The 13,161-nt window shown below is 62.8% G+C and carries 12 protein-coding genes; 4 read left to right on the top strand and 8 right to left on the bottom strand.

Translation table 11 applies throughout. From position 1 onward, the window contains the following. Positions 1 to 53: 53 nt before the first annotated feature. A complete protein-coding gene (mutS, locus tag NHF53_RS01320) occupies positions 54 to 2,705 on the bottom strand; it encodes a DNA mismatch repair protein MutS (protein ID WP_252834876.1) in 2,652 nt (883 codons plus the stop codon). A 199-nt stretch (positions 2,706 to 2,904) separates the two neighbouring features. On the opposite strand from mutS, the gene NHF53_RS01325 reads away from it, so the two are divergent. After that, a complete protein-coding gene (locus tag NHF53_RS01325) occupies positions 2,905 to 5,190 on the top strand; it encodes an NADP-dependent malic enzyme (protein WP_252832795.1) in 2,286 nt (761 codons plus the stop codon). On the opposite strand, the gene NHF53_RS01330 is transcribed toward NHF53_RS01325, so the two are convergent. From NHF53_RS01330 to NHF53_RS01360, 7 genes are all read right to left on the bottom strand, one after another. Beyond that, positions 5,172 to 6,131, bottom strand: a complete 960-nt coding sequence (locus NHF53_RS01330; protein ID WP_252832796.1) for a LysR substrate-binding domain-containing protein — start codon at positions 6,129 to 6,131, stop codon at positions 5,172 to 5,174. The two genes, NHF53_RS01325 and NHF53_RS01330, sit on opposite strands and share 19 nt — an antisense overlap. A gap of 352 nt (positions 6,132 to 6,483) precedes the next feature. Then, on the bottom strand, positions 6,484 to 7,359 hold the full coding sequence (locus NHF53_RS01335; protein ID WP_252832797.1) for a GNAT family N-acetyltransferase: 876 nt from the start codon (positions 7,357 to 7,359) through the stop codon (positions 6,484 to 6,486). Positions 7,360 to 7,511: 152 nt separating this feature from the next. Beyond that, positions 7,512 to 8,003: a signal peptidase II gene (gene lspA, locus NHF53_RS01340; RefSeq protein WP_114362344.1), complete on the bottom strand. Its 492-nt coding sequence runs from the start codon at positions 8,001 to 8,003 to the stop codon at positions 7,512 to 7,514. Then, positions 8,000 to 8,860, bottom strand: coding sequence for an RNA methyltransferase (locus NHF53_RS01345; RefSeq protein WP_252832798.1), 861 nt, complete (start codon positions 8,858 to 8,860; stop codon positions 8,000 to 8,002). Before NHF53_RS01345 ends, lspA begins: the two co-directional genes overlap by 4 nt. After that, positions 8,857 to 9,900: a class I SAM-dependent methyltransferase gene (locus tag NHF53_RS01350; RefSeq protein ID WP_374590982.1), complete on the bottom strand. Its 1,044-nt coding sequence runs from the start codon at positions 9,898 to 9,900 to the stop codon at positions 8,857 to 8,859. Before NHF53_RS01350 ends, NHF53_RS01345 begins: the two co-directional genes overlap by 4 nt. 190 nt (positions 9,901 to 10,090) lie before the next feature. Beyond that, complete coding sequence (locus tag NHF53_RS01355; RefSeq protein WP_252832800.1) at positions 10,091 to 10,435, bottom strand: DUF1049 domain-containing protein; 345 nt, start codon at positions 10,433 to 10,435, stop codon at positions 10,091 to 10,093. Between the two features lie 84 nt (positions 10,436 to 10,519). After that, entirely contained in the window at positions 10,520 to 10,822 is a 303-nt protein-coding gene (locus tag NHF53_RS01360; protein WP_112685701.1) for an integration host factor subunit beta, read from the bottom strand. 265 nt (positions 10,823 to 11,087) lie between these two features. On the opposite strand from NHF53_RS01360, the gene lptC reads away from it, so the two are divergent. Genes lptC through lptB form a run of 3 tightly spaced genes read left to right on the top strand, consistent with a single transcriptional unit; the run spans position 11,088 to position 13,151 of the window. Further along, entirely contained in the window at positions 11,088 to 11,753 is a 666-nt protein-coding gene (gene lptC, locus NHF53_RS01365) for an LPS export ABC transporter periplasmic protein LptC (RefSeq protein WP_252832801.1), read from the top strand. 14 nt (positions 11,754 to 11,767) lie between these two features. Beyond that, positions 11,768 to 12,322, top strand: a complete 555-nt coding sequence (locus NHF53_RS01370; protein WP_114362340.1) for an LptA/OstA family protein — start codon at positions 11,768 to 11,770, stop codon at positions 12,320 to 12,322. Positions 12,323 to 12,338: 16 nt separating this feature from the next. Then, positions 12,339 to 13,151: an LPS export ABC transporter ATP-binding protein gene (lptB, locus tag NHF53_RS01375; protein WP_374590985.1), complete on the top strand. Its 813-nt coding sequence runs from the start codon at positions 12,339 to 12,341 to the stop codon at positions 13,149 to 13,151. Positions 13,152 to 13,161: the final 10 nt, after the last annotated feature.

Here is a 13,161-nt window from a genome sequence, read left to right on the forward strand (position 1 = left end):
GTGCAACAGCGCTATAGCGCTTTTCCGGCACCCTTCACAGGCAATTCTAACGATCAAGACTTGCCAAGTTGTTTCCTGAGTTCGTAGAGCGCCTCAAGAGCTGCGCGCGGCGTCATGTCGTCAAGATCCAGCGCACGGAGCGCCTCCTCAACTTTCGAGGCGCCCACCTTTGCCGCCGTCTCGCGTCGTACCGCCACCTGGAAAAGCGGCAGATCGTCGATCAACTGGCTCGCCGGATTCTTGCGATCGGCATCCTCGAGGCGTGTGAGAACGTCGCGGGCGCGCGCCACCACCGAGGCCGGCAGTCCCGCAAGCCGTGCGACCTGAATGCCGTAGGAGCGATCGGCAGCTCCGGGACCTACCTCATGCAGGAAGATCACGTCGCCATCCCATTCCTTGACGCGCATGGTGACGTTGGAGAGCCTGTCGAGCTTTTCCGAGAGCGCCGTCAGTTCGTGGAAATGGGTGGCGAACAGCGCCCGGCAACGGTTGACCTCATGCAGATGCTCGACCGCCGCCCAGGCGATCGAAAGCCCGTCGAAGGTTGCCGTGCCACGCCCGATCTCATCGAGAATGACGAGCGAGCGATCTCCCGCCTGGTTGAGGATCGCCGCCGTCTCGACCATTTCGACCATGAATGTCGAGCGCCCGCGAGCAAGGTCATCCGAGGCTCCGACGCGAGAGAAGAGACGGTCGACGACGCCGATATGGGCCGAACCCGCCGGCACGAACGAACCCATTTGCGCCATGATGGCGATCAGCGCGTTCTGGCGCAGGAACGTCGACTTGCCCCCCATGTTGGGGCCGGTAAGCAGCCAGATTGCGCCGTTGCTTCCACTGCCGCTCGGAGATAGATCGCAGTTGTTGGCGATGAACGGGCTGAGCGCCTGCCGTCTCAATGCCTGCTCGACCACCGGATGGCGGCCTGCGGTGATCGCGAACATCCGACTGTCGTCGACGATCGGGCGGCAGTAGCCCTGCTCTTCGGCGAGTGCTGCAAGCCCCGCCGCCACGTCGAGCACTGCAAGCGCTCGCGCCGCAGCCTTGATCGGTTCGGCGGCGGCAACAACCTCCGCAGTCATGCGATCGAAGACCTGCAGTTCGATTTCCAGGGCCTGACCGGCGGCATTGGCGATCCGGCTTTCGAGGTCGGCGAGTTCGGTCGTGGTGAACCGCATGGCGCTCGCCATCGTCTGTCGATGAATGAAGCGCGCCCGTGCCGCGTCGCTGTCGGTCATCGCGCCGGCATTGCCGGCGGAGACCTCGATGAAGTAGCCAAGCACATTGTTGTGCTTGATCTTCAGCGACCTGATCCCAGTTTCCTCGGCATATTGCAGCTGCAATCCGGCGATCACCCGGCGCGACTGGTCGCGCAGGGCCCGTACCTCGTCGAGTTCAGTGACCGCCCCCTCGCGCAGGAAACCGCCATCGCGCTTCAACAGCGGCAGGTCGTCGGCGAGCATTGCCGCAAGCAAGTCTTCGAGAGAAGCCGGCAGAAGAACGAGATCCTCATAGGCTCCTTCGATCTCCGCCGGCAGGTCCTGTTTCGAAAGGAGGCCTGCGACGTCACGAGCAACCGCAAGTCCATGACGGATCGCGCCCAGATCACGCGGACCACCGCGCTCGAGCGCCAGGCGGGAAAGTGCGCGCGGCATGTCCGGCACGCGCTTCAGAGCATCGCGCAGGCGGTCAGCGAGAGTCGCCTCCGCGAGCAGGAATGCAATGGAATCCTGCCGCTCGGCGATCTCCTGCGGATCGGTGAGGGGCGACATCAACCGCTCGGCGAGCAGACGAGCGCCACCGCCGGTGACGGTCCGGTCGATCGCCTTCAGCAGCGAACCATTGCGATCACCGGAAAGCGTTTTCACGAGTTCCAAGTTGGCGCGCGTCGCAGGATCGATGAAGAGCGTCGACGCGGCACTCTGGCGCTCCGGCAATCCGAGTGGCGGCCGCTCCGCTATCTGCGTCTTCTCGACATAGGCGACGGCTGCGGACGCCGCCGCCAGCTCGGCACGCGTGAAGGAGCCGAAGCCGTCGAGCGTGCCGACGCCGAAGAAGCGTGCCAGCCGGTTTTCGGCGGTTGCGCTGTCGAAGAGCACTGCCGGCTGCGGCACGGCCACCCGGCCGAGCACGTCGAAAACCGGCTTCAGCTCGGGATCGAAAAAGATGCCGTCGGGGACGATCAGTTCGCGCGGCTCGATCCGGAGGATGTCGGCAAGCAATCGCCCCTCCTCCGTCTCGGCAAGCCGGAAGACGCCGGTCGATATATCGATCCAGGCCAGAGCCATTTGCGGCGAGGCGCCGCCGCGTATGCGCGAAAGCGCCATCAGGTAGTTCGACTCGGACGGCGAGAGCAGCTTCTCTTCGGTCAGCGTGCCCGGTGTGACGAGCCGGACGACGTCGCGGCGGACGACTGACTTCGATCCCCGCTTCTTCGCTTCGGCCGGATCCTCGACCTGTTCACAGACGGCGACCCGGAAGCCGAGAGAGATCAGTTTCTGCAGATAGTCGTCAGCGGCATGCACCGGCACGCCGCACATGGGGATTTCCTGCCCCATGTGCTGACCGCGCTTTGTCAGGGTGATTCCGAGTGCCCGCGAGGCATCTACCGCATCTTCGAAGAAGAGTTCGTAGAAATCGCCCATGCGGTAGAAAAGCAGTGAATCCGGGTTGTTGGCCTTGATCTCGATATACTGTTCCATCATCGGCGTCGCCGATGCACGGCTCTCCTCCGAGACAAGCTCGGCAGCATTCAGGACCTCGGTCGAGGGGGCTCTGTTGATTGTCACGGGCAAACGGTTTTCTTCGAAAAAGAGACGTGCAACAGTAACGGCCTCCGCTCTGCAAAGACAATAACAAAGGTCGGCTGGGACAACGGCCGCCCACAGCTAGGTTCGAGGGAACATGCCCGCATCAGACAAGGCCGACCGCATCAGGACATCCGTCACCGAACAGGAAGCGCTCGATTTCCATGCCCAGGGCCGACCGGGCAAGCTCGAAATCGCGCCGACCAAGCCGATGGCGACGCAGCGCGATCTCTCCCTTGCCTATTCGCCCGGTGTCGCCGTTCCGGTCAAGGCGATTGCCGCCGACCCTGCGACTGCCTACGACTATACGACCCGCGGCAATATGGTGGCCGTCATCACCAACGGCACGGCGATCCTCGGCCTCGGCAATCTCGGGGCGCTTGCTTCCAAGCCGGTCATGGAAGGCAAATCCGTCCTCTTCAAGCGATTCGCCGATGTCGATTCCATCGACCTCGAAGTTGACACCGAAAACGTCGACGAATTCATCAACTGCGTGCGCTATCTCGGGCCATCCTTCGGCGGCATCAACCTCGAGGACATCAAGGCGCCGGACTGCTTCATCATCGAGCAGCGCCTGCGCGAGCTCATGGACATCCCCGTCTTCCACGACGACCAGCACGGCACGGCGATCATCGCCGCCGCGGGCCTGATCAATGCGCTCGAACTCACCGGGCGCAACTTCAAGAACACACGGCTCGTCTGCAACGGAGCCGGTGCGGCGGCGATCGCCTGCATCGAGCTCATCAAGGCCATGGGCTTCAATCCGGAAAACATCACCCTCTGCGACACAAAGGGCGTGATCTACCAGGGCCGGACGGAAGGCATGAACCAGTGGAAATCGGCCCATGCGGTGAAGACCGACCGCCGCACACTCGCCGAAGCGATGGAAGGCGCCGACGTCGTGCTGGGGCTCTCCCAGAAGGGTGCGTTTACCGCCGACATGATCCGCTCGATGGCCGGCAATCCGATCATCTTCGCGATGGCCAACCCGGATCCGGAAATCACTCCGGAAGAAGTCGCCGATATCCGCAATGACGCGATCATGGCGACAGGACGTTCGGATTACCCGAACCAGGTCAACAACGTGCTCGGCTTTCCCTACATTTTCCGAGGCGCGCTCGACGTCCGTGCTTCCTCGATCAACGACGCCATGAAGATCGCCGCCGTCCGATCGCTTGCCGAGCTGGCACGGGAGGATGTCCCCGACGACGTGGCGGCCGCCTATCAGGGGACGCGGCCGCGCTTCGGCGCCGAGTACATCATTCCGGTGCCGTTCGATCCGCGATTGATCTCGGCCATACCGGTCGCCGTCGCCAAAGCTGCGATGGAGACAGGCGTCGCGCGCAAGCCAATCACCGATCTCGACGCCTATGCGCGAGAGCTCTCGGCGCGGCGCGACCCGATCGCCGCGACGACGCAGCACCTCTACGAGCGGGTGCGCAACCATCCGAAGCGCGTCGTTTTTGCCGAAGGCGAGGAAGAACAGGTGATGCGTGCCGCAATCGCCTTCGCCAACCAGGGGCTCGGCACGGCGATCCTCGTCGGTCGCGACGACCCGCTCAAGGCCACCGCCGCGCGCGCGGGAATTGACCTTGATCGTCCGGGCATCGAAGTCGTCAATGCGCGGCTTTCGACCCGTGTCGAGGCTTACACCGAATATCTCTACTCGCGGCTGCAGCGCAAAGGCTACCTGCTGCGCGACTGCCAGCGCCTCATCAACACGGACCGCAATCATTTCTCCGCCTGCATGGTAGCGCTCGGCGACGCCGATGCCATGGTAACCGGCACCACCCGCAATTATTCAACGGCGCTCGAGGATGTCCGTCGCTGTATCGACCCGCAGCCTGGCCACCGCGTGATCGGCGTGTCGCTCGCGCTGACCCGCGGACGGACGGTTCTGGTTGCCGATACCGCCGTTCACGACATGCCGACGGCCGAGGAGCTCGCCGACATTGCCGAGGAGGCCGCCGGCTTCGCCCGCAGCTTCGGCTACGAGCCCCGAGTGGCGCTGCTTGCCTATTCCACCTTCGGACATCCGACCGGCGAACGTTCCGAACGGCTGCGAGAAGCGGTGAAGATCCTGGACACGCGCCGGGTCGACTTCGAGTATGACGGCGAGATGGGGGCAGATGTGGCGCTCAATGCCCACCGGATGGAACAGTATCCCTTCTGCCGGCTCTCCGGCACGGCGAATGTGCTGGTGATGCCGGCCATCCACTCCGCATCGATCTCGACGAAGATGCTGCAGGAACTCGGCGGCTCTACCGTGATGGGTCCGATCCTGGTCGGCCTCGGGAAATCGGTGCAGATCGCTTCGATGGGCGCCAAGGACACCGACATCGTCAACATGGCGGCGATCGCGGCCTACAACGCCGGTGCCTGACCCGGTGCGACCGGCATGCGCGACCGGATCGACCGTTCAAAAGTCGATTCGAGCGCTTGCATGTCGGCCGCCAGCTCCTCCCGAAGCCAGGTCTTGAAGGCTTCGACAGCCGGGTTGCGCCGCGAAGTTTGGGCGGTCACGAAATAGTGGCCGTCGCCGGTCGGCGCCCACGGCCCGAAGGGGATCACGAGCTGACCCGTCTGCACGGCGTGGGAGGCAAGCGTCTGCCAGGCGAGCATCACTCCCTGTCCGGCGATCGTCGCGTCCAGACAGAGCGATGCCTCGTTGAAGACGTGCCGCGTGGCGAGCGTACGGCCACTGAGGCCGGCCGGCTCCAACCATACATCCCAGCCGAACAATGCGTGCCCGTCGATGACGGCCGGTAATTTCAAGATGTCGGCGGGCTCTTCGAGGTCACGGGCGAGGACCGGCGAGCACACCGGAAAGACGCGTTGCGCCAGAATAAGCTCGGAGCGCACGCCCGGCCAGCGACCCTTGCCAACCCGGATGCAGAGGTCAATGTCGGACGTCGAAGGATCGACGAGCCGGGTCGTTGCGTCCATCCGCAGATTTATTTCCGGATGACGCGCAGAGAACCCGCCGAGGCGGTGCACAAGCCAGCGCGCTGCAAAAACGGGAGCAACCGAGATCGTCAGCAGCTTGTCGTCGTGCCTTCGTGCTGCCGCGACGGCGCCCGACAGCACGCTGAAGGCTTCGGTGAGCCGCGGCAGGATGTCGGCCGCGGCCTTGGTCGGGACGAGGCCCTTCGGCGTGCGCTCGAAGAGCTGTCGTCCGAGTTGCCCTTCGGCCTTGATGACCTGCTGGCTGACCGCGCCGATGGAGACGCCCAGTTCACTCGCCGCGCCTTGCAGGGAGCCGAGGCGTCCCACCGCTTCAAGCGCCCTCAGGCCGTTCAGATGGACGAGATTCAAGTCTCTCATATAGTTTTTCTATATCAGAGGATGCCAAATCTCAATTGAAGACTCTCTCGATGAGGAGCAGAGTCTTTGCACGAACAGACCAGAATTCCAGCGTCGACCGCCTTACATGGCGATATCGAACCACAAGGCAGTGAATTCCGGAGACGATCCATGTTCAAGTTTTTCTGGAGAAGGAGCGCGTCGCTGCGCTCCGACGAGAACCCTTATCCGCAGGACCCGCTAAGCCATCCCGCAATAGCGTCGATGAGCCCGCGGCAAATCGCGGACCTGCCTTTCGACCCGTACGCCTTCGACAATGCCGAACCGACATCGGGCACCCCCGTGCCGGACGGTTTGGACACTCCTCGAGGCGTCAGCTCGCAAAACGACCCGCGTCGCTTCCGTAATAGTTGAGATAGCGGTCAGAGATCCGCGAGACCGGCAAGACGATCAGTACGTCGGTCGTGTTGAAGGCGTGGTCGACGACGGCGCCGGCGCCGAACATGGCACCGAGCCGCAGGTAGCCCTTGATCAGCGGCGGCATCGAAGAGACCGCCTTGCGGGCATTGATCGCCTCGGCGGGCATAAGGTCCATCTGACGATAGAGTTCCGGCCGCGCTTCGACGGCCCATTCACCGTCGGCGACCGCATTGTTGTGCAGGAAGGAGAGCGCCAGCGCATGCTCTTCCGGGAAGACGCCCGGGAAGGAGGCGCAGCCAATCATGGCATCCCCGCGATGGCGCAAGGCATAGGCCCAGGCCCCCTGCCAAAGCAGTTCCATGGTGCGCTTGTTGCGATACTCCGGCAGCACGCAGGAACGGCCGAGTTCGATGAAGCGCTTGCCGGGATGATTGGCAATCAGCCGGTCAATCGAAAACTCTGACGCCGAATAGAAGCCGCCATGGGCTTCGGCAACCTCCTGCCGCAGCAGCCGGTAGGTGCCGACGATCTGTTCTTCCGGGTCACCTTCGATCGAGCGATCAACCACGACCAGATGATCGCAAAGGGCATCCCAGCCATCGATGTCGCGCTTGCGCCGGGCTCCTTCCGGAGCGACCTGCGCACGCATCTCCTCGACAAAGACCTTGTAGCGGATGGATTGCGCCGCATCGATCTCGGCGTCGCTGCGCGTGAGGCGCGTTTCGAGCGTCCCGATCCTGCCGAGCAGATCATTCGGTGCCGCAGCGGCGACGTTGACCGCATTCGCGCCGTCGGCCGCGTTCGTGACGTCGAGGAGTTCAGTGTTCATGGCGAGTCGTCCGGAACCGCTTCGTTTCAGGGTCATAAACCACGACTATGCGACAGGAAGGTGACACGGGTCTGTCACGGGCGCCACGCTAGCATCTTTGACCGGCCGTCGCAATTCAGCAAAATCGACGTCGCACGTGATCGATGTGACGTCTATCCCTTCCGCGCCCGCGTTACCATGAACTCGTCAAGGATGATGAAGGCCGCGCCGACGGTGATCAGACTGTCGGCGAGATTGAAGACGGCAAATGACCACGTCTGGGTATAGAACAGAACGTAGTCGATCACGTGCCCGTAGACGAAACGGTCGATGATGTTGCCGATCGCCCCGGCAATGATCATGACAAAACCCAGATGGGCGAAGTGGTGGGCGGGACTCGTGCGCCTCCAGAGCCAGAACACGAATGCGACGATCGCGATCCGCAGTCCGACGATGAACCAGCCGTGAGCGTCGGACAGCATGGAGAAGGCGACGCCGAGATTGTGGGTTCGGTAAAGCGCCAACATCGGCACGACCGGCACCGGCTGCTGCAAGGGCAGCGATATCTCCACCAGATACTTGATCGCCTGGTCGAGCACGAGGGCGAACACGATGAAACAGATCGCCGGGAGCGGACGCGCAAAGATCGCCGGATGCTTCGTCATCTCGCCTCGCCAAGCGTCAGAAGATGGCGGCGTGCCTCGAACAACATTACACCGGTCGCGACGGCAAGATTGAGCGAATCGGCTCGACCTGCCTGGGGAATGCGCGCCAGCGCATCGGCTTCGCGAGCCAGTTCGTCCGGAAGCCCGGATTGCTCGTTGCCCATCAGAATGACGACCGGTTTGCGCTTGTAGTCGATCGTGCGGTAGTCGACTGCGCCGGCAAGATGGGTCGCGACAATCTGCCCTCCGCACTTGGCCTTCCAGCGGACGAACTCCTCGACCGAAGTCTTGACCAGCGGCATCGCAAACAGCGAGCCCATGGTGGCCCGCACGGTTTCCAGCGAGAAGGGATCGGTGCAGTCGCCGATCAGGATGACACCGGAAGCACCGGCCGCATCGGCCGTGCGGATGATGGTTCCGAGATTGCCGGGATCGCGCACGCGGTCGAGCGCGACCCAGGTCTCGTCCCTGCCGAGCTGCACGTCCTTCAGCGCCCTGAACCGTTGCTCGAAGACGCCCGCGACCATCTGCGGGTTGTCGCGACGCGTGATCGCCGACATCACCTTCTCGCTGACCTCCAGCACCAATCCGCCGGCTGCTACGGTGCGCGCGGCAACCTTCTCGACCAGCGGCTTGCCGCGACCGGCCTTGGAATAGACGAGAATCTTGATGGTCCAGCCGAGATCGAGCGCGTCGATGACGAGCTTCAGACCCTCGGCCATGAAGCTCTTCGTCTCGTCGCGTGCCTTCTTAAGGGAAAGTGCCTTGATATCCTTGACGATCGGGTTCGAAAGGCTCGTCACTTCCTTGACTTGGCCGACGCGGCGCGGGCCCTGTTCGCGAAGGTCGTCGTTCATTTCGGCACCCATCGGCTGAAAAGGGAGGTTGAAAGCGCCCGGCCGGGCGTCTTGCCGTCGAGTCCGGCCTCACGGATCACCAGTTCGCCGGATTCCACCAGTCCACCCCTGCCGCGCATCGTCTCGCGCATGAGCTCGTGGATCGAATAGAAGCTTGCGCGGATCGAGTAGGCGGTCAGTACCAGTCCGAGCGCCTTCGGAGCCAGGATTTCCCGGCAAATGTCGAGCATGGCCGGCAGATGATCGAAGAGCTGCCAGACCTCGCCGTTGGGGCCTCGGCCGAATTTCGGCGGATCAGTGAGGATGATGTCGTAGCGACTGCCGCGGCGCTCTTCGCGCTGGATGAACTTCATCGCGTCATCGCAAATCCAGCGAATCGGCGCCTTTTCCAGACGGCTCAACGCCTGGTTCTCGCGCGCCCAGCCGATCGCCTTCTTCGAGGCGTCGACGTGGGTGACCTCCGCCCCGGCTGCGGCCGCGACAAGCGAAGCGACGCCGGTGTAGCCGAAAAGATTCAGGACCTTCAGCGGCCGCCCATGACCTTCGATCTGCTCCTTCATCCAGCTCCAGTGCGCGATCTGCTCAGGGAAGACCCCGACGTGGCGGAAGGCGGTGAAGCGGCCGAGAAAATCGACGCCGAGGAGCGAGAGTGGCCAGGTCTCCCCGAGGGCCTCGCGCGTAAAACGCCAGCGCCCCATGCCATCCTCGTCGGTGTCGCCCGTGAAGATCGCATCCGCCCTGTCCCAGACGTGGGCCGGCAGCGCCTTTGGCCACAGCGCCTGTGCCTCTGGTCTGATGATACGATAAGGGCCGTATTGCTCCAGCTTCGCGCCGTCGCCGCTGTCGATCAGATGGAAGTCCCCGGCCCCCATGCTCTCGAGGATGAGCGGAACGTGCTCGGCCGGGCGCTCACCGTCCCGGATCTGCAGCACGCGGGCAGGCTCGTCTGCCTGCGCCGGTGAATTCTCGGACACGACTTTCGCGGCTGGTCGACGGACGACGTCACGGCTCTTGCCGGAGCCGGCCCTCGTGACTGCCACGGCGGGAGGTTTCCCGCCTCTCGGTCCCTTGCCGCCCGGTCCCGCCGGCTTGCCGCGGGCCGGCCGGCGCTCTTTGTTCTTCACGCCTTGGTCCTGTCTTTTCGATCGTCCAGTGATCGCGAGCCCATAGCATCACAGCGACGCACGCGAAAGCGCTTTCGGTCCGTGAGGGTTTTTCGACGGCGCAAACTTATTTGGACTGCAACTGCGGCAGATCACGACCCGCGATCTGCTCCGCTCGCGCTTTGTGTTTTTCAGCCTCCACCTGCCATTGCTGGGCGGAGCGCGATTCCGTGCGGGCGCGCTTGCGATACTTGCGTTGAGAAAACCATACGACCGCGCCGCCGATCGCAATTCCGAGCATGACGGCCAGGAACAGGAAGACGAAGAAAGGCGCGGAGAGCGAGAGGACAGCGTCCTCCGGACGAAAGGGATTAAGCGCGAGCGTCACGCTCTGGCGATTGGCGACGGACAACACCACGAGAACGATGCCGAGCGGAATAAGCACTACCAGATTTACGATCTTCTTTACCATCGCTCACTCTCCTCGGCAGACGTATTCGCAGACCAACCGGTTGCCGTGCCGCATGCGCTCGGCCACTCGGCCGGGCCGCGCCGTTCAGTCCCCGTCTTGGTCGCCCATTCCCGGATTCAAGCGTTCGCGCAATTCCTTGCCGGTCTTGAAGAACGGCACCCACTTCTCCTCGACGAAAACCGACTCACCGGTTCGTGGATTTCGTCCCGACCGCGAGGGGCGATTCTTGACCGAGAAGGCGCCGAAGCCGCGAAGCTCGACGCGGTTACCAGCGGCCAGCGCATCGGTGATCTCGTCCAGGACGGCATTGACGATGTTCTCGACGTCACGGTGATAAAGATGCGGATTTCGCGCCGCGACGATCTGCACCAGTTCCGACTTGATCACGCTCGCCCCCTGAGATTGTGGTTTCCAGCAATAGGGGGCCAAGGTGCCAAACTAAAAAAGCAGCGTCAAGAAACAACTTAGCCGGAACTCCGCAGCGCGACATCAAGGGTGACAACCTTACCCTCGGGCGAGGCGGACTTGTATTCGCGGCAACAATTTCCATATTGGCATGCGATATTATTAATGCAATGTGTCGTGTCGGTTGCGGCAGGCTGCGGGCGGGGCCATTCCCGCGCGATATTTAATTCTGGGGCAGGCCTGAATCATGCTGAACAGGGTAGACGAAAGTGCGGCAACTGCCGGCCTTCAGCCGGCCGCGCGCGCCTACCAAAGGGCGGTGGCGCATTCGGCACGCGTGCGCCGACTGAAGGTTCTGCTTCCCGTCGCCGCAGTCGTCGTCTCGCTCGCCTTCATCGCAGTATCGGTCGTTCGAGCCTACCTTCCCGAAAACGTGAAGATCGAATCCGCGCGAATCGAGAACGGCAAGGTCGTGATGGAGAAGCCCGCAATCTCCGGCCGCAATTCCGACGGCATCAGCTATTCCATGCGCGCCGAACGCGCCCTTCAGGACATCAAGAATCCGAATATCATCTCGCTCGAAACAATCGCGGCGGCGGTTCCGATCGACGACAAGACCATCGCCCGCGTCATCGCCGAAAGCGGAGTCTTCGACCGCTCCACCGATCGGCTCGACATGACGGCCCCTTTCACGATCAAGCTCAGCACTGGTATCGAGGCCGCCTTTCAGTCGGCGCATCTCGACATCAAGGGCGGCAGCATGGAAACCAAGGATCCCGTCGCCATAACGGCAAAGGAAGCCTCGATTGTTGCGCAGTCGCTCAAGATGACAGATAAGGGGCGAGTGATCACCTTCGCGGGAAAGGTTCGGGTCCACATCGAACCTTCCGCCATCCGTAAATCGGACAACTGAGAGCCGGTCCAGTCATGAAAGACAAACGTCAGAATTCAGTTTTGGTGGCTGGGCTGCTGATCGCCTTCGGCATGTCCACTGTAGGGTCGGCGCCGGCTTGGGCGCAGGCAACGAAAAGCAATCTCGACGGCCTGAAGCTGTCAAACGACAAGCCGATCCAGATCGAGAGCGACGAGCTGCAAATCCGCGAACAGGAGAAGGTTGCGCTCTTCAACGGCAATGTGAAGGTCGTGCAGGGCACGACCGTCCTGCAGTCGGGCAATATGACGGTTCATTATCGCGGTGACAGCGCCTCGGTGACCAGCGGCAATGCCGACATCCAGAAGATCGACGTCACCAACAAGGTCTTCCTATCGTCTGGAACCCAGCAGGCCACCGCCGAAAGCGGCTATTTCGACATGGACCGACAAGTGTTCGTGCTCGAGGGTGACCGGGTGGTTCTGTCGGAAGGCCAGAACGTCTTCGTCGGCTGCAAGCTGACGGTCCAGATGAACACCGGCGAAGCGAAACTCGACAGTTGCGGCGGCCGGGTGCAGATCCAGCTCGATCCGAAATCCCAGAAGAAATAACCGGATCGGTCGGCACGTGAAGATTCCTTTCGCCTCAGCACTGTCCGGCGCGCTTCGGACGCGGCAGCCGAGCCCCGACGAAACGCGTCTCGACAAGACCCGTTACCAGGGAACGCTGATCGCCCATGGCCTGACGAAGAGCTATAACACCCGTCGCGTGGTCAACGGGGTGTCGCTGGTCGTGCGCCGGGGGGAAGCCGTGGGGCTGCTCGGCCCCAACGGCGCCGGCAAGACGACCTGCTTCTACATGATTACCGGGCTGGTGCCCGTCGATGCCGGCACGATCGCCATCGACGGCAACGAGGTGACGGCCATGCCGATGTACCGGCGCGCGCGCCTCGGTGTCGGCTACCTTCCGCAGGAAGCATCAATCTTCAGAGGGCTGAGTGTCGAGGACAACATCCGGGCAGTCCTCGAGGTCCATGAGCCGAACCGCGACAAGCGGGAAGCCAAGCTCGACGAACTTCTCTACGAATTCCACATAGAGAAGCTGCGCAAATCCGCCGCCGTCGCACTGTCCGGCGGCGAGCGGCGGCGCCTGGAAATCGCCCGCGCCCTTGCGACAGACCCGACATTCATGCTGCTCGACGAGCCCTTCGCCGGCGTCGATCCGATCTCCGTGTCGGACATTCAGAACCTCGTACGCCACCTGACGGCGCGCGGCATCGGCGTACTGATCACCGACCACAACGTGCGCGAGACGCTCGGCCTCATCGATCGGGCCTACATCATCCATGCCGGCGAAGTGCTGACTCACGGCCGCGCCAACGACATCGTCAACAATCCCGATGTGCGGCGGCTTTATCTCGGCGACAAGTTCAGTCTCTGAGCAGCGCCGC

This window comes from Ciceribacter sp. RN22 (assembly GCF_024054295.1).
Lineage (GTDB): Bacteria > Pseudomonadota > Alphaproteobacteria > Rhizobiales > Rhizobiaceae > Allorhizobium > Allorhizobium lividum.